Raw genomic sequence first — 25,143 nt, 5'->3', positions numbered from 1 at the left:
TAGAGAAGGGGTCCGTCTTGCGCTAGGCGGACGCCCGCAATTCGCGAGCCGCCGCCACCATGTTGACGAGCGCGGGCCGCACCTCTTCCCATTTGCGGGTCTTCAATCCGCAGTCGGGATTGATCCAGATCTGGTCGTCGGAGAGCCGCTTGCGCGCCAGCCTGAGCAGGGCGGTCATCTCGCCGACATCGGGTACGCGCGGCGAATGGATGTCGTAGACGCCGGGGCCGATTTCGTTCGGATAACGGTAGTCCCTGAACGCGTCGAGCAATTCCATCTTCGAGCGCGAGGTCTCGATCGAGATCACGTCGGCGTCCATCGCGCCGATCGCGTTGATGATGTCGTTGAACTCCGAGTAGCACATATGGGTGTGGATCTGCGTCTCGTCGCGCACGCCGGAGGAACAGAGGCGGAAGGCGTCGACGGCCCAATCGAGATAGGCCTTCCATTCGGATTTGCGCAGCGGCAAGCCTTCGCGCAACGCCGCCTCGTCGATCTGGATCATGCCGGCGCCAGCAGCTTCGAGATCGGCCACCTCGTCGCGGATCGCGAGCGCGATCTGGCGGCAGGCCTCGCTGCGCGCCATATCGTCGCGAACGAAGGACCAGTTCAGGATGGTGACAGGACCGGTCAGCATCGCCTTCATCGGTTTTTTCGTCAGCGACTGGGCGTACTGCCACCACTCGACTGTCATCGGCTTCGGGCGCGAGACGTCGCCGAACAGCACCGGCGGACGGACGTAGCGCGATCCGTAGGACTGCACCCAGCCGTGGGTGGTGAAGGCGAAGCCCGCGAGCTGCTCGCCAAAGTACTGCACCATGTCGTTGCGCTCGAACTCGCCATGCACGAGCACGTCGAGGCCGATGGTTTCCTGCCACTGCACCGCGCGGGCCGTCTGGTCCTGCAAATAGACCTTGTAGACTTCATCCGTCAGGGCACCGCTGGCGTGCGCGGCGCGGGCTTTCCTGACTTCGGCCGTCTGAGGGAACGAGCCGATGGTCGTGGTCGGGAACGCCGGCAGGTTGAAGCGCTCGTGTTGAACGCCGACCCGATCAGTGAATACGCTGGCGCGGCGACGCATCGCGGCGTCGATCCCCGCGATGCGCGCAGCGACCTTCGCGTCGTGAATTCGCGGCGAGGCCTTGCGCGCGGCGGCGGCCTGGTCCGAAGCTTTCAGGCTGGCTTCGACCGCTCTGCGGCCACCGGCGAGTGCCGTCCCGAGCGTGGTCAGTTCCTCGAGCTTCTGCACCGAGAACGCCAGCCAGCTCTTGATTTCAGAATCGAGCCCCGTTTCCAGCGCCAGATCGATCGGGACATGCAGCAGCGAGCAGGAGGGGGCGATCTGCACACGGTCCTTGCCGAGTTTCGCGATCACGGGTTCGAGCCGATCGAGGATCCGGCTCAAGTCTGCGCGCCAGATGTTGCGGCCGTCGATGATGCCGAGCGACAGCACGCGGTTATCCGGAAAATCGGCGAGGCCGTCGATTTGATCCGGCGCGCGCACGAGATCGAGATGCAGGCCGGCGACGGGCAACGCCAGCGCGGTATCGCGGTTGCCGCCCAGCCCGCCGAAATAGGTCGCCAGCATGATCTTGAGTTGCGGCACCGCGTTGGCGATCTCACTATAGGCGTAATGCAGCGCCTGCTGCGCGATGATGTCGAGGTCGAGTACCAGACATGGCTCGTCGATCTGCACCCATTCGGCGCCCCGGCAGGCCAGTTCGCGCAACACGTCGATGTAAACCGGCAGCAACCGGTCGAGCAGCGACAGCGGATTGAAACCGGCATCCTTGCTTTTCGCCAGCTTGAGAAACGTAACCGGCCCGACCAGCACGGGGCGGGTCTGATAGCCCAGCGCCTTGGCTTCCTCGTATTCCTCGATCGGCTTGCGCGAGGCGAGGGTGAATTGCTGATCCTTCGCTAGTTCAGGCACCATGTAGTGGTAGTTGGTATCGAACCATTTTGTCATTTCCTGAGCGGGCATGCCGTGGGCTGCATCGTGCCCGTGATGCGTATGGCCGCAGCTCGCCTCGTTCGCTTTGCCTTGCGCGCCGCGAGCCATCGCAAAATAGGTCGCGAGCGGGACCGGGCCGCCGTTCCAGCGATAGATTTCAGGGATCGCGCCGACCATCACTGACGTGTCGAGCATCTGGTCGTAGAACGAAAAATCGTTCGACGGGATCACGCTGACGCCGAGCTTTTTCTGTCGCGCCCAGTTAGCGGCGCGAAGCCCGGCGCCGGCTTCGATCAGGGCTTTTTCGTCCGAGGCGCCGGACCAGAAACGTTCCAGCGCGAATTTGAGCTCGCGGCGCGGGCCGATGCGTGGCGTGCCGAGGGAGGCAACGGGAAGCGAGGAAGTGGAGACTGTGGAAGTAGACGATGTAGAAGATGACGATGCAGAAGACATTGGCTTAACCCCAAAAGTTGGGGGCAAAGGCCGAAGTGACACGTCTGGATTCCGCGTACGGCAGCGCGCGCGGAATCGCAACCGCACCACCGGGACACCCCGCCCGAGGACGTGTATGTTGTCGAGGCAGGTCTCCTGGCTCGCGGGTCAGTGCTGCTGTCCGGCCTTCCCGAAACCAATTGGGGTCTCAGTGGCTTTGTTGGACAGCGGCTCGCCGCTTACAGTTGCGGGGGCAGCTCCGGCTTTGGCTTTTCAGCCGCACCGGCTTCCCTCTTAGCTTCGGGCCGAACCAGCCCGAAGAACCACGACGGGTTCAGTTAAGGTCAACGGCGATCTCAGTCAATACGAGATCGGGTGGTGCCCTCCGTATCGCCTTTTCAACGAATTCCATTTCGACCGGCAGGATAGCGGAACAGTTCACTTCTGCGGCATGCCTGCGGGGACGATGGTTTTGACGATGGAGGCGTCGAGCGCCTCGTAATCGTGCAGCCCGATCGTTGCGTAAAGCTCAGTGCGCGTCTGCATCTGGTCGAGCATCTCACGGGTGCTGCCGTCGCGTTTGAGGGCGGCGAACAGATTCTGCTGGGCCTTGTTGGCGACGCGGAGCGACGACACCGGCCAGATCACCATGCGATAACCCATCGCCTCGAATTCGGATGCGGTGAAGAACGGCGTCTTGCCGAACTCGGTCATGTTCGCCAGCAGTGGAACGCCGGGAACGCGCCTGGCGAACTCCTCGAACATCTCACGCGAGATCATCGCTTCCGGGAAGATCGCGTCCGCGCCCGCTTCCAGATAGAGTTTGGCGCGCGCCACCGCGCCGTCCATGCCTTCGCTCGCCGCCGCATCCGTTCTCGCGATCAGATAGAGATGACGCCGCGCCTTGGCGGCGGCAGCGACCTTGGCGGCCATGTCGCGCGCATCCGCCAGCTTCTTGTCGTTGAGATGGCCGCATTTTTTCGGCAGCAACTGGTCCTCGATGTGGACGGCCGCAGCACCTGCATCCTCGAAGGTGCGCACCATGTTCATGACGTTGAGCGCTTCGCCATAGCCGGTGTCGCCATCGACCAGCACCGGCAGGCCGCTGGCGCGCGCCACCTGGCGGATGAAGAAGGCGACTTCCTCGATCGTGATGATGCCGAGATCCGGCAGGCCCATCGAAGCCGTCATCGCCGCACCCGACAGATAGAGCGCGGAAAAGCCGGCGTCGCGGGCCTGCAGCGCGGCCATTCCGTTATGCGTGCCCGGCATCTGGAGAATGCCCGGTTTGTCCAGGAGCTCGCGGAAGCGAGCCCCGGCCGGCTTGTCGGCCAGATCAGCACCCAGGAGATATACCATGCTTGCCTCCTTACGCGGCGCGCGGGGTGATCGCGGCCTTGCCACGCTCATGCAGCGGCACGAATTTCAGATTCTCCGGGCCGATATAGTTGGCGGCCGGCCGGATGATCTTGTTGTTGATGCGCTGTTCCATCACATGCGCCGCCCACCCCGATGTTCGCGAAATCACGAACAGCGGCGTGAACATCGCGGTCGGCACGCCCATCGCGTGGTAGGAGACCGCGCTGAACCAGTCGAGATTGGCGAACATCTTCTTGGCATCGGCCATGACGGCCTCGATCCGGTCGGCGATTTCGAACATGCGGGTGCTTTCGCCCTCGATGCTCAGGCGGCGCGCAACCTCCTTGATCACCTTGTTGCGTGGATCGGCGATGGTGTAGACCGGGTGACCGAAGCCGATCACGACCTCCTTGGCCGCGACGCGCCGGCGGATATCGGCCTCCGCTTCGTCCGTATCGCCGTAGCGCTTCTGCACTTCGAACGCGATCTCGTTGGCGCCGCCATGCTTCGGCCCGCGCAGTGCGCCGATCGCGCCTGTGATCGCGGAATAGAGGTCCGAGCCGGTGCCTGCGATCGAGCGCGCGGTGAACGTCGAGGCGTTGTACTCGTGCTCTGCGTAGAGGATCAGCGAGGTATGCATCGCGCGCTCGTGCGATGGCGGCGGCTTCCTGCCGTGGAGCAGATGCAGGAAGTGCGAGCCGATCGAATCGTCGTCGGTTTCGACGTCAATCCGGCGGCCGTGGTGGGCGTAGTGGTGCCAGTAGAGCAGCATCGATCCAAGCGAGGCCATCAGGCGGTCGGCGATGTCGCGCGCGCCGGGCTGGTTGTGATCATGGGCTTCCGGCAGGATACAGCCGAGCGCGGAGACGCCGCTTCTCAGGACGTCCATCGGATGTGCCGCGGCGGGCAGCAACTCCAGCGTCTGCAACACCGCTGAAGGTAACCCGCGCAACGCCTTCAGTTTGGCCTTGTAGTTTCGAAGCTCCGACAGCGTAGGCAGGCTGCCGTGAACGAGAAGATATGCGATCTCCTCGAATTCGCAGCTTTCGGCGACATCGAGAATATCGTAGCCGCGATAATGCAGGTCGTTTCCGGTGCGGCCGACCGTGCACAGCGCGGTGTCGCCGGCGATCACGCCTGATAGCGCGACCGATTTCTTGGGCGAAGGCTTGATGTCCGTCATCTCAATCTCCCTTATCGATTGCCGGCAGCGCGTTGGACTGTGACCGGAGCGGCGTCGCGCCAGTCGAAAATGCCGTGCGTCGATGTCGCGCCGAGGAATTTTGGATCGACCGTAAACGTGAGGTCGGTCAGCTCGCCCGCCTTCAACGACGCCAGTCTCTCCACCGTTGCGATGAAGCGATCCTGCTCGGTCGTGGCCATCACGCCTTCCGCCAGGTTGCGGAATTTCCGGATGTAGTCCGGCCGCCTGAACGGGCGGGCGCCCAGCGGATGCGCGTCAGCCAGCGCAATTTCGTCACTGATGACGGAGCCGCCCTTCAGCTTCACGACGACGCGGCCGCCGAACGCCTTTTCCTTCGGATCGTGGCTGTGGTAGCGGCGGGTCCATACGGGGTCTTCGACCGTCGAGATCTTACGCCACAGCGCGACCGTCGTTTCGCGGCCCGCGCGCTCGGGCGCATAGGATCGCTCGTGATGCCAGCCGCCGTCTTCGAGCGCGACGGCGAAAATATACATGATCGAATGGTCGAGCGTTTCGCGGCTCGCTTTCGGGTCCATCTTCTGCGGATCGTTGGCGCCGGTGCCGATGACGTAGTGAGTGTGGTGGCTGGTGTGGATGACGATGCTTTCGATCTTCGAGAGATCGCCGATCTTCGGTCCCAGACGGCGTGCGAGGTCGATCAGGGCCTGGCTCTGATATTCGGCCGAATGCTCCTTGGTGTAGGTGTCGAGAATGGCGCGCTTGGGTTCGCCCTTCCCAGGCAGTGGCACGGTGTATTCCGCGCTGGGGCCGCCAAGCAGCCAGGCGATGAAGCCGTCCTCGCCCTCATAGGCGGGTGACGGCGCGCCTTCGCCGCGCATCACGCGATCCACGGATTCGATCGCCATCTTGCCGGCGAAGGCCGGCGCATAGGCCTTCCAGCTCGAGATCTCGCCCTTGCGCGATTGCCGCGTCGTCGTGGTGACGTGGAGTGCCTGCTGAACGGCCTGATAGATCGTCTCGGCAGGCAAGCTGAGCAGCGCGCCGATCCCGGCGGCGGCGGACGGGCCGAGATGGGCGATGTGATCGATCTTGTGCTCGTGCAGGCAGATGCCCTTCACGAGATCGACCTGAATTTCGTAGGCCGCAGCCAGCCCGCGCACGAGGTCCGCGCCCGTCAGCCCGCAGTGCTGGGCGACGGCCAGCACCGGCGGAATGTTGTCGCCGGGGTGCGAATAGTCTGCCGCCAGGAACGTGTCGTGGAAATCGAGTTCGCGGACGGCGACGCCGTTGGCCCAGGCGGCCCATTCCGGCGAAATCCGCTGCGACTGAGCCAATCCGAACACGGTGGCTCCCGGCTGGAACGGATGCGCTTCGGCTTGCGCTCGCGCGTTGACAACGGGACGCCGCGCCACCGAAGCTGCGGCAACGGCGGCGTTGTCGATGATGCGGTTGCCCAGCATCTCCACAACATCGCTCTCGACCGCGACCGCGTCGGCGGCGACCTCGGCGATCTTCCAGGCCAATTGCCCCGCGCGCGGCAGATGATCGGCCGATTTGAACGTGCGAACGCTATGCTGTTTCAAGACGTAGCTTCCCTCTCGATTGGATCGGTCATGGTTGGTTGCGCGATCGGGACCGGCCGGCCGAATTCGTTCACCGCGACCATTTCGAACGTTCCGCGCACCGCGGATTTCCGCCGGCCGCTGCTCAAATCTTCGCGGATCATGTCGACGGCGACCGTCATGGAACTGCGCCCGACGCGTACGACCTGGGCAACAAGCTCGACGAGCTCGCCGACATGGACGGGCTCGTGAAATTCGATTCTGTCCGAGGCCGCCATGACGACGCTCTGCCGCGCGTGCCGCGTCGCCGTGACGAATGCCGCCTTGCCCATCAGGCTCAGCGCATGGCCGCCGAACAGCGTGCCGTAATGATTGGCTTGCTCCGGAAACACCATCTCCACGAACCGGGTCTCGTCCGGATGGAGGTTTGGCGACGCCGTTGAATGCATTTTCCTGCTCCGGACGACTTGTCTTTCCGTACCGACTTCGCAATATCTACAAATGTACGCCGTCGAAATGGCTGAAAAAGCGTGGTCTTGCGAAGAAAAGTCGGTCGATTTGCAAAGTTTGCGAAGGTGATGCGATGAAAAAGACCTTCATGGGCGTGCGGTTGAAAAGACTGCGTGAGGAGCAGCGCCTGACGCAGGCGGCGCTTGCCGGCAAACTCGGGATCTCGCTCAGCTACCTCAACCAACTGGAAAACAATCAGCGTCCGCTCACCGTGCCGGTGCTGCTGGCGCTCAATTCGGTGTTCGGCCTCGACGTGCAGTCGTTCGCCGAAGGCGACGAGGCGCGCCTGATCTCGGACTTGCGCGAAGCGCTGGCGGATCCTTCGCTTGGAGAGTCGATCGCTATCGCTGAACTTCGCGAACTCGCGCAGAACATGCCCGCGGTCGGGCGCGTGCTGATCAACCTCAACCGCAAATACCGCCATGCCGCCGAGCAATATGCGGCGCTTTCCGCGCGGCTCGGCGACGACCGTCAGGCCGCTGCGGCGGTACTGCCGTCCACGCCGTTCGAGGAAGTCCGCGACTTCTTCTATCTGCAGCACAACCACATTGCCGAGCTCGACGATGCGGCGGAAGCGATCGCCGGCCGGTTGGAATTGCCTGTCGGGCGGATGACGCCGGGCCTGGTGTCGTATCTCGAAAGCCGGCATGGCGTGACTGTCCTGATCGATGCGATCGACGAGCTGGGATCGGGAACGCAGCGCCTGTTCGATGGCCGCACACGAACGCTGCGGCTGTCGCCGAGCCTTGATCCGGGTCAGCAGGCGTTTCAGCTCGCGACGCAGATCGCCATTCTGGAACTGGACGAGGCGATACGTTCGATCGTCGACAACGCCAAGTTCACCAGCGACGAATCGCGCGGCCTCGCCCGCATCGGGCTCGCAAACTATTTCGCCGGTGCGCTGATCCTGCCTTACTCCGTTTTCCTCAACGAGGCGGAGCGGTGTCGTTACGACATCGAGTTGCTCAGTCACCGTTTCGGCGTGGGCTTTGAAACGATCTGTCACCGGCTGAGCACCTTGCAGCGCCACAATGCGCGGGGCGTGCCGTTCTTCTTCATTCGCGTCGATCGCGCCGGAAACATATCGAAGCGCCAATCGGCGACCGATTTCCATTTCTCGCGGGTCGGTGGGACCTGTCCGCTGTGGAACGTGTATGAGGCCTTCGCCAACCCGGGGCGTATCCTGACGCAGTTGGCGCGGATGCCCGATGAACGAACCTATCTCTGGGTTGCCCGCACAGTATCGCACGGCAGCGGGGGCTACGGCGCGCCCGCCAAGACGTTTGCGGTCGCCTTGGGATGCGATGTTCGCCATGCGGAGCGAATCGTCTATTCGCAAGGTCTCAAGATCGATCCGTCACTGGCGACGCCGATCGGCATGGGCTGCAAGGTGTGCGAACGGCCGGATTGTCCGCAACGCGCATTTCCGCCGGTCGGCCGGGCCTTGCGAATCGACGAGACGCGGTCTCGTTTCGCGCCCTATGCGACGTCATGAGCTGAACGCGGCTGGAATAGCGGGGAAAACGTTTTTCAAGCGGAGAAAGAATCAGCTTCCCGTGCTTTTCATCCCCCTGCGGAAATTTTTTGACCGTCGATCTCCAGCGCCCCGTTGACACTTTGGCCCGAATGATACCAGATATAGCCGTCACGGCCCGCCCTATCGCAAGATTTGGTGGCTAAGAGGGAAGTCGGTGTATCGCGTGTTTTGCGAGAATCCGACGCTGCCCCCGCAACTGTAAGCAGTGAGTTGTTCCCGATTTTACGTCACTGATGCGGCCACGCATTGGGAAGACCGGGTACGACGCCGACCTGCGAGCCAGGAGACCTGCCGCGACACCAAAAACGTCCACGGGCGGGGTGTCCGGCGGCCGCTCGCAGAATCATGCCGGTGCTTTGCGCCGGGCATTCAATGCAGCGTCGCCCCAAGACATCCAGCCCCAACAACACTACGGGGTCTGCCGATGTCGCAATCTTCTCAACTCATTTCTCCCGAAGCCAAAGCTGCTCCCTTTCTCGCGTTGCGCTCCGAATCGTCAGCCGCGCCGGAAGCCGCACCTCCGATGCAGGTGATCCGCCGCAACGGCACGGTTTCGAAATTCGACGCCAGCAAGATTTCGGTCGCGATGACCAAGGCGTTCCTCGCGGTCGAGGGGCATGGCGCGGCCGCTTCCCGTCGCGTGCATGAAATCGTCGAGCAACTGACCGACGAAGTCGTCGGCGCGCTGTCGCGCCGGATGAGCGAGGGCCGCACCTTTCATATCGAGGACGTGCAGGACCAGGTCGAGCTGGCCTTGATGCGCAGCGAGCACCACAAGGTCGCGCGCGCCTATGTGCTGTATCGCGAGGAGCGAACGCGGCAGCGCGCCGGGCAGGAAGCGGCCAAATCGGCCAAGCCGTCAACCGGACCTTTGTTGCATGTGACGCTGGCGAACGGGACGAAAGTTCCGCTCGACACCGCACGGCTGGTGTTGATCGTCAACGAGGCTTGCGCTGGCCTCGATGGCGTCGAGGCGGCCCCAGTGCTCACTGAGACCCATCGCAATCTCTATGACGGCATCAGCCAGGATGAACTGGCGCTGGCGTCCGTCATGGCTGCGCGCACGTTGGTGGAGCAGGAGCCGAACTACGCCTATGTCAGCGCGCGGCTATTGCTCGACAAGCTGCGCACCGAAGTGCTGTCGTTCGTGCTTGCTACGCCGACCAGCGCCTCGCAGGCCGATATGGCGGTACGCTACGGCGAATACTTCCCCGCCTACATCAAGACCGGCATCAAGGCCGAGCTGCTCGATCCCGATCTGGCGCGCTTCGACCTGAAGAAGCTCGCTGCGGCGCTGAAGCCGGAGCGCGATTTGGCGTTCCAGTTTCTGGGGCTGCAAACGCTGTACGACCGCTATTTCCTGCATGAGCGCGGCAACCGCATCGAACTGCCGCAGGCGTTCTTCATGCGCGTCGCGATGGGCCTTGCGCTGCGCGAGATCGACCGCGAGGCACGCGCCATCGAGTTCTACGACCTGCTGTCGTCGTTCGACTTCATGGCTTCGACGCCGACGCTGTTCAATTCGGGAACGCTGCGGCCGCAATTATCCTCGTGCTTCCTCACCACCGTTGCCGACGATCTCGACGGCATCTTCAAGTCGGTCAAGGACAACGCGCTCTTGGCGAAATATTCCGGCGGGCTCGGCAACGACTGGACCCGCGTGCGCGGGCTAGGCGCCCACATCAAGGGCACCAACGGCGAGAGCCAGGGCGTGGTGCCGTTCCTCAAGGTGGCGAACGACACCGCGATCGCGGTCAACCAGGGTGGCAAGCGCAAGGGGGCGGTCTGCGCCTATCTCGAAACCTGGCACATCGACATCGAGGAATTTCTGGACCTGCGCAAGAACACCGGCGACGACCGTCGCCGCACCCATGACATGAACACCGCGAACTGGGTGCCCGACCTGTTCATGCAGCGTGTCGAGGCCGACGGCGAATGGACCTTGTTCTCGCCGGACGAGACGCCCGACCTGCACGACCTCTATGGCCAGCCCTTCGCCGAGCGATACGCGTTCTATGAAGCCAAGGCGGCGCGCGGCGAAATTCGCGTGTTCAAGCACGTTCGCGCCACGGATCTTTGGCGCAGGATGCTGACCATGCTGTTCGAGACCGGGCATCCCTGGATCACGTTCAAGGATCCCTGCAATCTGCGCTCGCCGCAGCGCCATGCCGGCGTGATTCATTCCTCGAATCTCTGCACGGAGATCACGCTCAATACCTCCGACGACGAAACCGCCGTCTGCAACCTCGGCTCGATCAATCTGCTCAACCATGTGCGGGAAGGGCGGCTGGATGAACCGCGGCTGCAGCGCAGCGTGACCATTGCGATGCGGATGCTCGACAACGTCATCGACATCAATTTCTACACCATCCCGGAAGCGCGCCGCTCGAACCTGCGGCACCGCCCGGTCGGTCTCGGGCTGATGGGCTTCCAGGATGCGCTGCAGGCGTTGCGGATCGCGATGGCTTCCGATGCGGCTGTTGCCTTCGCCGATACCAGCATGGAGACCATTTCCTATTATGCCATCTCGGCCTCGGTCGATCTGGCGGCCGAGCGCGGGCGCTATCCGTCGTTCGACGGCTCGCTGTGGAGCCGGGGCATTTTGCCGATCGATTCGATCGAGCTGCTGGCGGAAGCCCGCGGCGGCCTCGCGATGGACCGCGGCGTGACGCTCGACTGGGGCACCTTACGCGAGCGCGTCAAATCGACCGGCATGCGCAATTCGAACGTGATGGCGATCGCGCCGACGGCGACGATCTCGAACATCTGCGGTGTCGCGCAGTCGATCGAACCCGCCTACCAGAACCTCTATGTCAAATCCAACATGTCCGGCGATTTCACCGTCGTGAACGAGTTTCTGGTCCGCGATCTCAAGGCGCGCGGGCTGTGGGACGAGGTGATGGTCAACGACCTCAAATATTTCGACGGCAGCGTTGGCGCCATCGACCGCATTCCCGGCGACCTCAAGGCGCTCTATGCCACCGCCTTCGAGATCGACAGCGCCTGGCTGATCGAGGCGGCCTCGCGGCGGCAGAAATGGATCGACCAGTCGCAGTCGCTCAACCTCTATATCGCCAACCCCAGCGGCAAGAAGCTCGATGCGCTCTATCGGCTGGCCTGGGTGCGCGGTCTGAAGACGACCTACTACTTGCGCTCGCGCAGCGCGACGCATGTCGAAAAATCCACGCTCCGGGGCACCGACGGCAAGCTCAACGCCGTTGCGGCTGCACCTGCGATGTCGGCCGCCGCACCGATCATCGTCCCGTCTGTATTCACGGCGCCTGACCTGTCCGGCGCGGTAGCGTGTTCCATCGACAATCCCGAATGCGAAGCCTGCCAGTAAGCAGACAAGAAGAGAAGGAAACGACAATGCTCGACTGGTCAGAACCCGCTGCGCCCCTGCGCCGGATGCCGCCGCCCTCCTTGGTGGCACAAACCACTGCTGCGGCCGATCAAACTGGCCTCGGCACGATCGACCGCAGCGGCGGCAGGGTGTCCGTGGACGACAAGCGGATGATCAACTGCCGCGCCGACGTCAATCAATTGCTGCCGCTGAAATACAAATGGGCATGGGAAAAGTACCTCGCCGGCTGCAACAATCACTGGATGCCGACCGAAGTCTCGATGCAGGCCGACATCGCGTTGTGGAAGTCGCGCGACGGCCTGACCGAGGATGAGCGCCGCGCCATCAAGCGAAACCTCGGCTTCTTCGCGGCCTCCGAAAGCCTCGTCGCCAACAACATCGTGCTGGCGATCTACCGCCATCTGACCAATCCGGAGTGCCGCCAATATCTGTTGCGGCAGTCCTTCGAGGAGGCCGTTCACACCCACACCTTCCAGTACATCGTCGAAAGCCTCGGCCTCGACGAGGGCGAGCTGTTCAACATGTACCGCGAGGTGCCCTCGATCACCGACAAGGCGGCGTGGGCGCTGAAGCACACCCAGCACCTCGACGATCCCGATTTCAGGACCGGGACACCTGAAGCCGACCAGGCGTTCCTGCGCGATCTCGTCGCGTTCTATGTGATCTTCGAAGGCATGTGGTTCTATACGGGATTTGCGCAGATCCTCTCGCTCGGCCGCCGCAACAAGATGGTCGGGATCGCCGAACAGTATCAGTACATCCTGCGCGATGAATCCATTCACCTGAACTTCGGTATCGATGTCATCAACCAGATCAAGATCGAGAATCCGCATCTGTGGACCAAAGCCTTTCAGGACGAGGTCCGTGGCATGGTACGCGAGGCAGCCGAACTGGAAGCGGCCTACGGGCGGGACACCATGCCGCGCGGCTTCCTCGGCCTGAATGCGGCGTTGTGCGAGAGCTACATGCACTTCATTGCCAACCGCCGCTGTGCGCAGCTTGGGCTACAGCGGGTGTTCGACGAAACCGAAAATCCGTTTCCATGGATGTCGGAGGCGATGGACCTGAAGAAGGAGAAGAACTTCTTCGAGACGCGGGTGATCGAATATCAGAACGGTGGGGCGCTGAGCTGGGAGTAGGGGGCGGCTTGCACCGCAGACCGTCGTCCCTGCGAACGCAGGGACCCATAACCACCGATGCTGATTGTTTGCAAAGGACGTCTAACCGGTCGTCACATTGAGGCATCACGCGGTATGGGTCCCTGCGTTCGCAGGGACGACAACAAAACCGCCGTTGCTGCGTTAAAACTTAAGATTTCCTCAATTCAGTCCGGCCTATTGCTTTAGGGCGTGTGCGCTTTCGGACAGGGTGCGCTCGAGCAAGGATCTCGCATGGCCGCCTTTCACTCCACCTTCAGGCCCGCACCGGAGCAAACCGCAATTCCCGCGTGGCTCGTCAGGGTCTGCCTTGTGCTGGCAGTTGCGAACGTGACCCTTTGCCTGGCGGCGTATTCCTCGCACTGGTGGGTTTACGATCCGAACGGCCTCGGCATCCCGACCGACTTCATCAACGTCTGGGCAGCAGGGCGGCTGGTGCTCGATGGCGTTCCGGCGCAGGCGTATGACTGGGACATCCAGAAGCAGGTCGAGGTCGCAAAACTCGGCCAGGATTTTGTCGGCTATTTTGCCTGGCACTATCCGCCGCCGTTCCTGTTCGTCGCTTCGTTGCTGGCACAGCTTCCCTATCAGCTCGCCTTTATCGGCTGGGTTGTGGTCAGCTTTCTGCCCTTTGTTGTCGCGATGCGCGCGATCGTCGGCAGCAACTTCGGCTATTTGCTCGCGCTCGCCATTCCGATGGCGTTCATCAATGCGCTGGTCGGGCAGAACGGATTCCTCACCGCGGCGCTGATCGGCGGCACGCTCTATCTGATCCCGATACGGCCGGTACTGGCAGGCATCTGCCTCGGGCTTTTGACGTACAAGCCGCAATACGGGCTGCTGTTTCCGATCATGCTGATCGCAGCCGGGCATTGGCGCGTGTTCATCAGCGCCGGCGTAACGGCGGTCGTGCTGGCCACCGCTTCCTGGCTCGCCTTCGGCATCGAGAGCTGGCTGGCGTTCTTCCACTGGATGCCGAAATTCTCGCAAGCCTTCCTGACCGAAGGCAAGGCCCCATGGTGGAAGCTGCAAAGCATCTTCTCGATGGTGCGTTACTTCGGCGGCACCGAGCCGCTCGGCTGGGCATTCCAGTGGGTTCTCACCGCCTCCGTGGCCGTGGTGCTGGCGCTGATGTGGCGAAGCCGCGTGCCCTACACGCTGAAGGCCGCGGCGCTTGCCGCCGGTACGCTGCTGACCACGCCCTATCTCTTCATGTACGACATGATGGTGCTGGCGATCCCGATCGCCTTCATGGTCCGCGTCGGACTGAAGACCGGTTTTCGCACCTACGAGCTCCCGGCGCTCGGCGCCGTCGTCGCGCTCATCGGCTGCTACATGTTCACGGGTATTCCGACCGGCTTTGGCGCCACGCTGGTCGTGTCCACGCTGGTCCTGCGCCGAGCCGGATCGTGGTGGCGGCATGAGCCGGTGCCAAAACTGGTTGCGGCCGGCGCGTGAATGGCGCGAGGCAATGGCGGCGATACCATGCGCAGAGGCATGATATCACCGCTGGCTATTTGATGAACGCCGCCCACAACGCTGCATTCGCTAGCGCCTTGGCCGGAAAATCCTTCCCGAAACACGCTGAAAACCGTCTTGTCATCAGCCATGAATAGTTGTTCACTTCTTCAAAGCGATGAGTACGTTTATCGCTCAAGATGTTGAAGGTGTGCGCGTTCTGGCAGGCTCCACGGGGGCTCGAGGGCGCGCCGGGGACGGAAGGCGCGCCATGGTCTATCGGCGAACCCATCAGGTCGTAAAGCGGCTGGCGGCGCGGCGTAGCGCCATCCTGGCGGCGGCGCGGGACGCTGCGGCCGAAGGCGGCATGGCGGCGGTGCAGATCGCCCCGGTTGCGGTCCGCGCCAATGTCGCGGCCGGCACCGTCTACCGCTACTTCCCCTCCAAGGCCGAGCTGATTTCCGAACTGATCGCCGAGGTGTCGCGCGACGAGTTGGCGGCGATCCGCCGCGCGGCGGATGCCGCTCCCGGGCCGTCCTCGGCGCTCGCCGCCGCCGTTACCACGGTGGCCGTGCATGTGCTGTCACAACGCAAGCTCGCCTGGGGCATTCTGGCCGAACCGGTCGATGTCGACGTCTCGGTGTCGCGGCTTGCCAGCCGCCGCGAAATCTCCGGCGAGATTGCGGCCAGAATCGACGCCGCGGTGCGCGCCGGCCATCTGCCGGCGCAGGATACGGCACTTGCCGCCACCGCGCTGCTCGGCGCGCTGCATGAATCGCTGGTCGGCCCGCTGGCGCCCGAGAACCTGGATGATTCTGCGAAGCTGCGCGACGCCGTGCAAACCGTCACGTTGTTGGCGCTGCGCGCCGTCGGCGTGATGGATGCCCGCGCCCGCGGCCTCGTGGTGCAGGCGGTACTGCCGGCGAAAGCGCTGGTCGGGGCGTAGAAACTTCCCCCTGTTTGCGACACGCCTTTGTCGCAACCATTTGCCACGCTGCGGCTTATCGACGGGTTCAACCGCGATCAGGAGCATGCGATGACGACGACATCAGGATCCGCCAAATGGCAGGGCGGCATCAAGGACGGCAAGGGCGCGATCTCGACCAGGAGCGGCGCGCTCAGCGATTACCCCTACGGCTTCGCCAGCCGCTTCGAAGGCAAGCCCGGCTCCAATCCGGAAGAATTGATCGGCGCCGCGCACGCTGCCTGCTTCACCATGGCGCTGTCGCTGATTTTGGGAGAAGCCAAGCTCACCGCCGAACACATGGAAACCAAGGCCGACGTCACGCTGGAAAAGCAGGGCGATGGTTTTGCGATCACGTCCGTGCATCTGACGTTGAATGCGAAGATCCCGGGCGCGGACAAGGCGAAGTTCGAAGAGCTGGCGGGCAAGGCCAAGGCCGGCTGCCCGGTGTCGAAATTACTGAACACGAAGATCACGCTGGACGCGACGCTGCAGTAGTACTGCTGCTTCGTCATTCCGGGGCGATGCGCAGCATCGAACTACGATGTGCAATTGCACATCGGAGAATCTCGAGATTCCGGGTTCGTCGCTTCGCGCCGCCCCGGAATGACGGTATCCCTTACTTCTTCGCCGCGCCCTCCGGCTCGACGTTGGCGATGCGCACCATGTTGGTGGTGCCGGCGATGCCGAGCGGCACGCCGGCGACGATGATCACGCGCTGGCCGGCGTTGGCAAAACCGTCACGAAAAGCAATGGAGCCGGCGCGATCGACCATGTCGTCCTGGTCGTGGGCGTCTTCGGCCACCACGCAATGCACGCCCCAGACGACGGACAATTTGCGGCCGGTGACAAGGTTCGGCGTGATCGCCACCACCGGCAGCTTCGGCCGCTCGCGCGCCACGCGGATCGCGGTCGAGCCCGAGGAGGTCCAGCAGATGATCGCCGACAATTCCAGCGTCTCGGCGATCTGCCGCGCGGCGTCCGCGATGGCATCTCCAACCGTATTCTCCGGGTTGGACCGCTGCGCCGTCAGCACCGAGCGATAGGTCGGATCGCGCTCCACTTCCTCGCCGATGCGGTTCATGGTCGAGACCGCCTCGACCGGGAATTTGCCGGCGGCCGATTCAGCCGACAGCATGATGGCGTCGGCGCCTTCATAGACGGCGGTCGCGACGTCGGAGACTTCGGCGCGCGTCGGTACCGGCGCCTGGATCATCGACTCCAGCATCTGCGTCGCAATCACTACCGGCTTGCCGGCGCGGCGCGCCATCCGCGTCATTTGTTTCTGCAGGCTCGGCACCCGCTCCAGCGGCAGTTCGACGCCGAGATCGCCGCGCGCCACCATCAGCGCGTCGGAGGCGTCGATGATTTCGCCGAGCCGGTCGATCGCCTGCGGCTTCTCGATCTTGGCCATCACGGCGGCGCGGCCGCGGATCATCCGCTTGGCTTCGTGAACGTCCTCGGCGCGCTGCACGAAGGAGAGCGCGATCCAGTCGACCCCCGTTACCAGCGCCGCTTCGAGATCGGCGCGGTCCTTCGGCGTCATCGCCGAGACCGGCAGGTCGGTATCGGGCAGGCTGACGCCCTTGCGGTCCGACATCTTGCCGCCGATCACCACCCGCGTCACCGCGCGCTCGGGGGAGGTTTCCTCGGCGATCAGCCGCACCTTGCCGTCGTCGAGCAGCAGCGCATGGCCCGGCCGAAGGGCTGCAAGGATTTCCGGATGCGGCAACTGCACACGGTTGTTGTCGCCCGGCGTCTTGTCGGAATCGAGCACAAAACTCTGGCCGTTCTTGAGCTGGGTGGAGCCTTCGGCAAAGGCACCGAGCCGCAGCTTCGGTCCCTGCAGGTCGACCAGGATGCCGATCGGGCGGCCGTAGCTCGACTCGACATTGCGGATGGTCGAGACCAGCTCGCGCATCTTGTCGTGCGGCGTGTGGCTCATATTGATGCGGAATACGTCCGCGCCGGCCTCGAACAGCTTCCGGATCATCGCGCTGTCTGACGATGCCGGGCCGAGGGTTGCGAGTATCTTGATACGACGGAGCCGTCTCATTGCTTGGGCGCCGGGGCTGGCGGCAGACCCGGTCCGCTCGGCGGATTGGACAGGCCGGGAACCCCGCCGGGGCCGCCCGGTCCCATTGTTCCCGGAATTCCCGGCACGCGCTGCCCGGGTTGCTCGTTGGCTTCGGTCAGTTGCACGGTCCACGCTCGCTGTTCGCCTGTGTCGACCTCGAAGAACCCGGTGCGGTCGTAGCCGCGCGCCAGGCAATTCTCGGTTCCCTTGATGGTGAATTCCTTGTCACGCGAACACATGAAGGCCTGTCCCGACCATTCGCCGCCGCGGTCATAGTCGAGCGCGTAAATGTAATAGTAACGGGCGACAAGAGTTCCGCGCAGCAGCGTCTCGCAACTGCGCGATGACACGTTCCACCAGCCTTCGGTGGTCCAGCCCTCGGGGTCCTTGTAGCCCAGCGCAATGCCGACCCGGCTGGAAGTGTTGTTGCAAAGCCGGAAATCGGCTGCCGCCGGACTGTTCCACAGGCACGTCGCCGCCAACGCGAGCATCGGCATCAGGCCGGCGGTCATGCGAGCGGAGAGGGAGGTCAGGCATCGAGAATCTTTTGCGGTCATGCAGTGAAGCTATATCAAATCATTGACGATTTCGCGTGAGCCGGCGGGACCTGTCAACGGCCGGGCACGCCTTTCCCGCGCTATGGGAAACCGGGACCCCACGTGCGATAGCCGCTTTTGCGCGCAGATATGGCAAAATCTGTGACAATTCCCACCTGATATCAATATGCTCGACCCCATATCACGCAGGACCCAGGACCCAAGGCCATGACGATCGACGACAAAACCAGAACGGAACTGGAAGCCGCCGTTTTCCGACGCCTGGTTAACCACCTGCGCGCCCGTACCGACGTCCAGAACATCGATTTGATGAATCTGGCCGGCTTCTGCCGCAACTGCCTGTCCAACTGGATGAAGGAAGAGGCCGACGCCAAGGGCGTCGCTGTCAGCAAGGACGAGAGCCGCGAGGCGGTCTACGGCATGCCCTATGAGGAGTGGAAGGCGAAACATCAGGGCACGGCCACGCCGGAGCAGTTGGCCGCGATGAAAAAGGTCCACCCCGGGCATTGAGCCTTACTTCGTAGCCCGGATTGCGCTGCGCTCCCTCCGGGCTACGTATCCTCATCTCCTGTGGGCGCGCTGTGGATGAGCGCGATGCTGCCTTGACGCAAGGCACGGCGATCTTTCAGGTCAATCCTGAAAAAAGCGCCGTGCGGTAACGCGTGCGGCGCTTGATCTTTCAGCATCACTTTCAGTTCCATTCAGGAGTACCCGATGGCTACCTCCGCCGCCGCCGTCCAGGACGAGCCCGCGACAAAATTCGCCAAAGACCAGCTCAAGGCCATCATCGAGCGCATCGAGCGTCTGGAAGAAGAAAAGAAGACGATCTCCGACGATATCCGTGACGTCTATGCCGAAGCCAAGGGCAACGGCTTCGACGTCAAGGTGCTGCGCACCATCGTGCGCATGCGCAAGCAGGACGCCAATGAGCGTGCCGAGCAGGAAACCATTCTGGAGACCTACATGCAGGCGCTGGGGATGCTGTGAGGCGTCGGCACAGCACGTAGCCCGGATGGAGCGCAGCGAAATCCGGGGCACTGCCACGAGCGGATAGGCTTACCCGGATTGCGCGGAGCCTGTCATCGGGCGCGCATTCGCGCGACCCGTTGGCTCCATCCGGGCTACGGCCGTGTCGAGTTTTGTGAAGACAGCGAACCTTAGCGCAGCGCGGCGGTGCGCAGCACGAATGACTGCGTCGGCAGTTGCGCGGTCGCCGATCCCGTGAAGCGGTCGCAGGTCATGCCCATCATCGGATCTTCCGAGAAGGCCATGGCGATTGCGGCCTTCGGCTTGACGAAGTAGCTGCGCATCTGGGTCATCTCGGTGTCGCCGAGCACCGTCGTCGACATCGCGCTGCTTGCGCTCGGCGCCAGCATCACCACCCGCATCCAGACATCGTTGCCCCGGGCGGCGGCCAGACGGGTCGAGGTCGCGACCACGGCGTCCTGACCCTGCGCGCCCTTGGCGACCACGGTATTGATTTCGGTTGCGGCGCCGGCATTGCGGGCCAGACGGGTGGGACGCGGCGGGACCGGCGCGGAGGCGGCGACGACGTTGGCGCGATCGACCGGCGAGGAGGCGGCCGGTGCATAGGCCATCGCCTTGTTGAACGCTTCGGTGACGCTGGCGGTCGGCTGCGGATCGGTGGCGGCAGCGAGCGCCTGGCGCGCGCGCAGCGCTGCGACCTGGGCAGGGGTAGCCTGGTTAGCCGACTTCGGCACGTCGTCCCAGAAGCCACGGGAATTGATGATATCGGCCGGCGTCTGCGGTTTCGGATCTGCGTTGTCGGCGGAAGCCTGTTTCGCCTCAGGCTTGGACTCGGGCTTGGCTTTCGGCGCCGACACGATCTGTGCGTCGGCCGAGGCTAGCTGAATGGTCGCACTGACCGGCTTTGCGCGCGGGGTCGGGACCGGATCGGCGGATTTCGCGGCGGTCACGCTGGTCGGTGCAGGCTTCTCGTTCTTGACGGAAACGCTGGCGCCCTCGTCATCCTCTTCTGTCGACTTGCCACTCTTGAACAGGGCCGCGAACAGGTTCGGCATCTTGACCGTGGCGGCGTCACTGCCGTTGCCACGGCGTTCGATGTCGGCGCGCGCCAGTTCATAGCCCTTCATCGGACCGCCATTGGAGGGCAGGTGGACGGTACGTCCATCCGGGAACACCCTGGCAAGTTGATCTTGGGTCATGCGCGGCCAGTGACGGACGCTGCCGGTGTCGAGATGGACGAACGGCGATCCCGAGGTCGGGTAGAAGCCGACGCCGCCACGCTGCAGGCGGAGCCCGGCGGCGCGGATCTGCTCAAGCGGCACGTCCGGAATGTAGAAGTCCATGGCGTGGCCGAGCATGTGCTGGCTGAAGCGTGCCACGCCCGAGGAGCGGCGGCGGAGCATGGAGTTGGTAGCGGGGGAGCGGTAGGCGGAGATGATCTGGATCGGCTTCTTGCCGTCGACGTCGCGGTAGACTTCCCAGAGGATGTCGAACAGGTGCCGATCCATCGTGGTGGAGTCCTGGCTGCGCCAGTCGCGGAGGAAGTGATTGAGTTTCTTCAGCGCTTCTTCGTCGTAGCGACCGTCGCGCTTGAAGGTGACGGTGAGGTCTTCGTCGGAATGGGTGTGGTGGAAGGAGAGGGTGCGGGTTTCGTTCAGCGCCGTCGCATCATGCACCGAGCCGGCGCCGGCGAGCAGCAACAGCGAAGTCAGCCCGATCCGATATCCGGCCTTTGGCAGAACAAGCGGATTGAATTGGCGCGCGAAACCAGCCAGCACGTAAGAGCCCACCCAGTCGACGAGCGTTCACGGTGTTTCTTTTGCAAGACCCCGGCAAAAGAGGGTGAACGCTTTCTTAAAGCGGGATGGTTAACCGATGTTTACCGTCCCGCCCCCCAGTTAGACTTAACCTAACCCGTGGACTGTGGCGAAAAAGTGCCCGGTGCCGAATCCTGGATGGATAGGGTTAACGTAAACGAACTCGCCCCGGAGGCGAGGTCGTTGATTTTGTTCGGAAATCCGATCGGAAAGGATTACCGGGTGAACCGCTGTTGCGGCCGGCGGCCAATCGGGGCCGGCGGCGTCGCGGTCGACGGGCCGCCGAACAGACGCTCGAAGAATGACGGGCCGGAGGAGTAGGTGTTGTCGCTGGCGAAGCTGACGCCGGGCGGCAACGCATCCTTCGGGCGCGAATAGTTCGGCTGCGCGTGGGAGACCAGGGTCTCGAGGTCCCGGTTGCGGCCGTTCTTCAGCAAATTGATCATCGTGGCATCGCGGCCGTAGATGTCCTTGCGGATATGCAGCTTGCCGGCGTCATCCACGAACGCGGTCTGGTAGGTGATGTTGACCGGTATCGGCGTCGGGAATTTCAGGTCGATCTCGCTGCGCCCGTACATGCTGCGGATTTTCTCCGGCGTGTAGCTCGCGTTCGGCATCACGATGTTGAGCAGCGTCGAGGCGTATTGATCCGGATTCTGCACCCGCATGCAGCCATGGCTGAACGCGCGCTCTTCCTTGGCGAACAGATTCTTGTCCGGGGTGTCGTGCTGATAGACCAGGAACTTGTTCGGGAAGTTGAAACGGATGCGGCCGAGCGCATTGGCTTCGCCCGGCGGCTGCGAAATATGGATGCTGCCGTCGCGGTTGCGCTCCAGTCGCAGGCCCATGCGATCCAGCACGGTCGGATCCTGCTGCAGGGCGGGCAGATATTCGTTGTAGATGATCGACGGCGGTACGTTCCAGGTCGGGTTGACCGTGATGAACTTCATCGTCTCCGTCAGCATCGGCGTCGCATGTTTGCCCGGCTTTCCGGTCACGACCCGCGTGGTCCAGACCGGGGCCCCGTTCTGCATCACCTTGAGCGTGAAGTCGGGAACGTTGAGAATGACATAGGCGTTGCCGAGCGAGGCCGCGCCGAGCTGGCGCGGCAGCCAGCGTAGGCGCTCCAGATTGACGAGGACGATGTCGATCTGCCGGTCGCGCTTCGGGCTGTTGATCGCCTTCACCGTGCGGTCGTCGAGTACGCCGGTCGGCTTGAGATCGACGCTCTCCTGGAATTTGCGCACGGCGGATGCGACCTTGGCGTCGTAATGCGTGCTGTCGGGATGGTCGGCGATGCCGAGCTTGGCGCGTAGTTGCGGCACACGCGGATCTTCCGGCGCCACCTCACCGAGCTTCTTGGTCGCAGCCTTGTAAGCCAGCGCCGGCCCCTCGGCGATGTGGATCATCGGTCCGTCGCCCTGACCGCGCAGCTCGGCGAGCTTGGCCTTCAATTCCCTGTAGAGCTTGTGCGGCGGGTTGTAGCCGTCGAGCGCCGCGGATGCGTCCTTGGCGGTCGAGATATTGGCGAGCACTTCGGCCGGATCGGTCGGATGCTCGGGATAGAGGATGTCGGCCGCGACCTGCGACCAGTGCATCCGGCCGCTCTGGGCCTGTCGCGCATAGTCGAGCATGCTCGCGGTCAGTTTCAGTTCGGCTTCGGCGAGCTGGTCCGGCGAAGCGGCGGCCGAAAAATCCGGCACCGGATAGTCGGCCGGATTGAGGCCCTCGGAGGCGGCGTCCTTCAAACGGGTGATCACGCCCTTGCCGCTGTCGGTCAATTTGCCGGCTTGCGTCCATTGCGGCGCGTAGTCGCGCGCGGAGTAGAACTTCTCGACGGCAGCGCGCTCGTTCTTGCGGTCGAAATAGCGCAGCGACTTGGTGCCAAGCATATCGCGCAGCCGGTCGGCAACTGGCTGGTCGGCCGGTGCGACGGTGCTTACCTTCACCGGCTCCTTGGCGGGTTCGGCGGCGGGCGCGGTGGCTGTCGCAGCCGGCGGCGCGGCGGTTGCGGCGTCGTTGGCTGCAGGCGTGGTGACGACTTCGGCCGGCCTGGGCTCGGTCGCCTTTGCGGCCGGGGCCGCCTCGGCCGGCTTGTCAGTTACCTTGGATGCATCAGGCACCGTGGCGGTGGTGTCCGTCTTGAAGTCGTTGACGGTGGGAGGGGGAACGTTCGCAGGTTCGGGGCGGGGGACTGCTGCGTCGATCGCGAGCTCGGCGGCGCTGGCGCGCGGCGTGGTCGACTGGGCCGCCAGTGCTGAGGTCGCGGATACCGTGAGGAAGGTTGCCGCGACGGCCATCAGCACGCGGTCAAATCCTGCACGATTCGTCGAACAGTCACGCATCGTCACACCCCCTTGGGCGAACTGCCCCGGCATGGAACAGTCGTTAGGTATTGTTCGTCACGGCTTGCGCGGGAAGCGCCGGCTCGGTCGGTTTCTCAGTCGTACGCCTGCACGCCACGGTTCAAACGCAGACGATACATATGCCCCTCTCATGCAGCCAGCGCCATGCGGGACAAATCACGACAAACTGACCTCAAACTACCCGTTTGCATTCGGGTCTCGCGGTTTTGCCACGCTCCCCGCCGTTTGTCTGTCACCGCCAAGCCACGGTTCAAAAGCTTCCGAACGATGGATGTCGTTGGTTTGCCACGATCTTTGCCATGCGGGCGCCATAATCGCCCGCCGGCTGTCCGCTTAGTTCGCGTCTCAGTTCGCGTCCTCCGCGCCGCCTTCGGCCGGGTCGTTGGCGGCCGCCTCATCGAGCTTGCGGTAGAGCGTGGAGCGGCCGATCTTGAGTCGCCGGGCGACTTCCGACATCTGCCCGCGATAATGCGAGATCGCAAAACGGATGATCTCGTTTTCCATGTCCTCGAGCGGCCGCACCTCGCCGGTGGCGGTCAGCATCGAAAGGTTGCCGGTAGTGGCAAGCGGAGCAATCGGTATATCGCTACCCGAAACCATGGCGGGCGCCGTCGATGGCGCGACGATCAACGGTTCGCTGTGCGCCAGCTGGCCGTCGGTTGCGGCGTGGCCGACGGTTTGCGGGAAATCCGATAGGCCGAGCTGGTCGCTCTCGCTCATGACGACGGCGCGATACACTGTGTTCTCGAGCTGGCGGATGTTGCCGGGCCAATCGAGCTGCGCGAGATGGGCCACAGCCTCGCCGCTGATACCGGTGATGGTGCGGTTTTCCTCGGCGGCAAAGCGCGCCAGGAAATGCCGCAGCAGATGCGGGATGTCTTCGCGCCGCAGCCGCAGCGGTGGGATCGTCAGCGGCAGCACGTGCAGCCGGTAGAACAGATCCTCGCGGAACGCGCCGCTCTTCACGAGGTCGAGCAGTTTGCGGTTGGTCGCGGAAATGATGCGGACGTCGACCTTCACCGGCTTGCGGCCGCCGACTGCCTCGACGGTGCCTTCCTGCAGCGCGCGCAGTAGCTTTACCTGCGCCGCCAGCGGCAACTCGCCGACCTCGTCGAGAAACAGCGTGCCGCCGGAAGCTTCGACGAATTTGCCCATATGGCGTTCGGTGGCGCCGGTGAAGGCGCCCTTCTCGTGACCGAACAGGATCGATTCCACGAGATTGTCGGGGATGGCGCCGCAATTGACCGCGACGAACGGTTTCGACTTGCGTTCGCTGGAACCATGGATGGCACGGGCGAACAATTCCTTGCCGACGCCGGACTCGCCCTCGACCAGCACCGGAATGCTCGAACTCGCCGCCTTCTGCGCGGTGCGCAGCACGGCTGCCATGGTTTCGCTGCGGGTGATGACGTCGGCAAAGGTCAGCCGGCCTTCGCGGCTGTGGCGGATGCGCTGCAGTTCGCCCTTGAGCGCGGAAGTATTGAGTGCGTTGCGCAGCGACACCTGCAGCCGTTCGAAGCCGACCGGCTTGACCACGAAATCCTGCGCGCCGGCGCGCATCGCTGAAACCACATTGTCGATGCCGCCATGGGCGGTCTGCACGATGACGGGGATGCTCAGGCCTGCTTCACGCATTCTTGAAAGGACGCCGAGGCCGTCGAGGCCGGGCATCACGAGATCGAGCACCACCGCATCGATCGCCGGCGCATCAGGGGCGGTCAGCAGGGCCACGGCGGCATCGCCGCTGTCGACGACGAGGGGCTCATAACCGCACTTCTGCACCATGTTTTCAACCAAACGGCGCTGCACAGCGTCGTCATCGGCAATCAAAATGGTGGCAGCCATGGTTTTTCCCCGCACGCTACTGGATTGTATCG

At 63.5% G+C, this 25,143-nt stretch carries 19 protein-coding genes and 2 riboswitches; of the genes, 8 read left to right on the top strand and 11 right to left on the bottom strand.

Going from position 1 to position 25,143, the window contains the following annotated elements; all coding sequences use genetic code 11:
- Nucleotides 1–22: 22 nt before the first annotated feature.
- From metE to C7G61_RS11140, 5 genes are all read right to left on the bottom strand, one after another.
- The gene (gene metE / locus C7G61_RS11160) at nt 23–2,407 is read right to left on the bottom strand and encodes a 5-methyltetrahydropteroyltriglutamate--homocysteine S-methyltransferase (protein WP_108514158.1); all 2,385 of its coding nucleotides are present in this window, start codon (nt 2,405–2,407) and stop codon (nt 23–25) included.
- A gap of 108 nt (nt 2,408–2,515) precedes the next feature.
- Nucleotides 2,516–2,729: riboswitch (cobalamin riboswitch) on the bottom strand.
- 95 nt (nt 2,730–2,824) lie between these two features.
- Nucleotides 2,825–3,745 carry a methylisocitrate lyase gene (gene prpB / locus C7G61_RS11155; protein ID WP_108514157.1) on the bottom strand — a complete coding sequence of 307 codons (921 nt, stop codon included), beginning with the start codon at nt 3,743–3,745 and terminating at the stop codon, nt 2,825–2,827.
- 10 nt (nt 3,746–3,755) lie between these two features.
- The gene (gene prpC / locus C7G61_RS11150; protein ID WP_108514156.1) at nt 3,756–4,928 is read right to left on the bottom strand and encodes a bifunctional 2-methylcitrate synthase/citrate synthase; all 1,173 of its coding nucleotides are present in this window, start codon (nt 4,926–4,928) and stop codon (nt 3,756–3,758) included.
- Nucleotides 4,929–4,939: 11 nt separating this feature from the next.
- Nucleotides 4,940–6,493, bottom strand: a complete 1,554-nt coding sequence (locus C7G61_RS11145; protein ID WP_108514155.1) for an MmgE/PrpD family protein — start codon at nt 6,491–6,493, stop codon at nt 4,940–4,942.
- A complete protein-coding gene (locus tag C7G61_RS11140) occupies nt 6,490–6,921 on the bottom strand; it encodes an acyl-CoA thioesterase (protein ID WP_108514154.1) in 432 nt (143 codons plus the stop codon). The genes C7G61_RS11145 and C7G61_RS11140 overlap by 4 nt, the downstream gene beginning before the upstream one ends.
- Before the next feature lie 134 nt (nt 6,922–7,055).
- On the opposite strand from C7G61_RS11140, the gene C7G61_RS11135 reads away from it, so the two are divergent.
- The 6 genes from C7G61_RS11135 (at nt 7,056) to C7G61_RS11110 (ending at nt 15,960) form a co-directional block, all read left to right on the top strand.
- Nucleotides 7,056–8,477, top strand: coding sequence for a short-chain fatty acyl-CoA regulator family protein (locus C7G61_RS11135; protein ID WP_108514153.1), 1,422 nt, complete (start codon nt 7,056–7,058; stop codon nt 8,475–8,477).
- Nucleotides 8,478–8,613: 136 nt separating this feature from the next.
- Nucleotides 8,614–8,829: riboswitch (cobalamin riboswitch) on the top strand.
- Nucleotides 8,830–8,943: 114 nt separating this feature from the next.
- A complete protein-coding gene (locus C7G61_RS11130) occupies nt 8,944–11,862 on the top strand; it encodes a ribonucleoside-diphosphate reductase subunit alpha (RefSeq protein ID WP_108514152.1) in 2,919 nt (972 codons plus the stop codon).
- 26 nt (nt 11,863–11,888) lie between these two features.
- Nucleotides 11,889–13,022, top strand: coding sequence for a ribonucleotide-diphosphate reductase subunit beta (locus C7G61_RS11125; RefSeq protein WP_108514151.1), 1,134 nt, complete (start codon nt 11,889–11,891; stop codon nt 13,020–13,022).
- A 252-nt stretch (nt 13,023–13,274) separates the two neighbouring features.
- The gene (locus C7G61_RS11120; RefSeq protein WP_108514150.1) at nt 13,275–14,498 is read left to right on the top strand and encodes a glycosyltransferase family 87 protein; all 1,224 of its coding nucleotides are present in this window, start codon (nt 13,275–13,277) and stop codon (nt 14,496–14,498) included.
- A 271-nt stretch (nt 14,499–14,769) separates the two neighbouring features.
- Entirely contained in the window at nt 14,770–15,444 is a 675-nt protein-coding gene (locus tag C7G61_RS11115) for a TetR/AcrR family transcriptional regulator (RefSeq protein WP_108514149.1), read from the top strand.
- 90 nt (nt 15,445–15,534) lie between these two features.
- Nucleotides 15,535–15,960: an OsmC family protein gene (locus C7G61_RS11110; RefSeq protein WP_108514465.1), complete on the top strand. Its 426-nt coding sequence runs from the start codon at nt 15,535–15,537 to the stop codon at nt 15,958–15,960.
- Between the two features lie 121 nt (nt 15,961–16,081).
- Here the strand turns inward: C7G61_RS11110 and pyk are convergent, their stop codons facing one another.
- Complete coding sequence (gene pyk / locus C7G61_RS11105; protein ID WP_108514148.1) at nt 16,082–17,518, bottom strand: pyruvate kinase; 1,437 nt, start codon at nt 17,516–17,518, stop codon at nt 16,082–16,084.
- Nucleotides 17,515–18,096, bottom strand: coding sequence for a DUF1036 domain-containing protein (locus C7G61_RS11100; protein ID WP_108514147.1), 582 nt, complete (start codon nt 18,094–18,096; stop codon nt 17,515–17,517). The genes pyk and C7G61_RS11100 overlap by 4 nt, the downstream gene beginning before the upstream one ends.
- A 207-nt stretch (nt 18,097–18,303) precedes the next feature.
- Here C7G61_RS11100 and C7G61_RS11095 point away from each other — a divergent pair, with 207 nt between their 5' ends.
- Complete coding sequence (locus tag C7G61_RS11095) at nt 18,304–18,606, top strand: DUF1244 domain-containing protein (protein WP_108514146.1); 303 nt, start codon at nt 18,304–18,306, stop codon at nt 18,604–18,606.
- 41 nt (nt 18,607–18,647) lie between these two features.
- Here C7G61_RS11095 and C7G61_RS44570 read toward each other — a convergent pair whose 3' ends face one another.
- Nucleotides 18,648–18,797, bottom strand: a complete 150-nt coding sequence (locus C7G61_RS44570; RefSeq protein ID WP_190241771.1) for a hypothetical protein — start codon at nt 18,795–18,797, stop codon at nt 18,648–18,650.
- Nucleotides 18,798–18,810: 13 nt separating this feature from the next.
- Here C7G61_RS44570 and C7G61_RS11090 point away from each other — a divergent pair, with 13 nt between their 5' ends.
- Nucleotides 18,811–19,083: a DUF2312 domain-containing protein gene (locus C7G61_RS11090; RefSeq protein WP_108514145.1), complete on the top strand. Its 273-nt coding sequence runs from the start codon at nt 18,811–18,813 to the stop codon at nt 19,081–19,083.
- Between the two features lie 170 nt (nt 19,084–19,253).
- Here the strand turns inward: C7G61_RS11090 and C7G61_RS11085 are convergent, their stop codons facing one another.
- The 3 genes from C7G61_RS11085 to C7G61_RS11075 all read right to left on the bottom strand — a co-directional run bounded on the left by C7G61_RS11085 (nt 19,254) and on the right by C7G61_RS11075 (nt 25,111).
- A complete protein-coding gene (locus tag C7G61_RS11085; RefSeq protein WP_420836752.1) occupies nt 19,254–20,861 on the bottom strand; it encodes a peptidoglycan L,D-endopeptidase MepK in 1,608 nt (535 codons plus the stop codon).
- Nucleotides 20,862–21,115: 254 nt separating this feature from the next.
- On the bottom strand, nt 21,116–23,245 hold the full coding sequence (locus C7G61_RS11080; RefSeq protein WP_108514143.1) for a L,D-transpeptidase family protein: 2,130 nt from the start codon (nt 23,243–23,245) through the stop codon (nt 21,116–21,118).
- A gap of 366 nt (nt 23,246–23,611) precedes the next feature.
- The gene (locus C7G61_RS11075; RefSeq protein ID WP_108514142.1) at nt 23,612–25,111 is read right to left on the bottom strand and encodes a sigma-54-dependent transcriptional regulator; all 1,500 of its coding nucleotides are present in this window, start codon (nt 25,109–25,111) and stop codon (nt 23,612–23,614) included.
- Between the last annotated feature and the right edge of the window lie 32 nt (nt 25,112–25,143).

The organism is Bradyrhizobium algeriense (assembly GCF_003062295.1).
In the GTDB taxonomy this organism is placed as follows: Bacteria; Pseudomonadota; Alphaproteobacteria; order Rhizobiales; family Xanthobacteraceae; genus Bradyrhizobium; species Bradyrhizobium algeriense.
The sequence above is the reverse complement of the archived record's forward strand: the minus strand, read 5'-3'. Positions and strand labels throughout refer to the sequence as shown.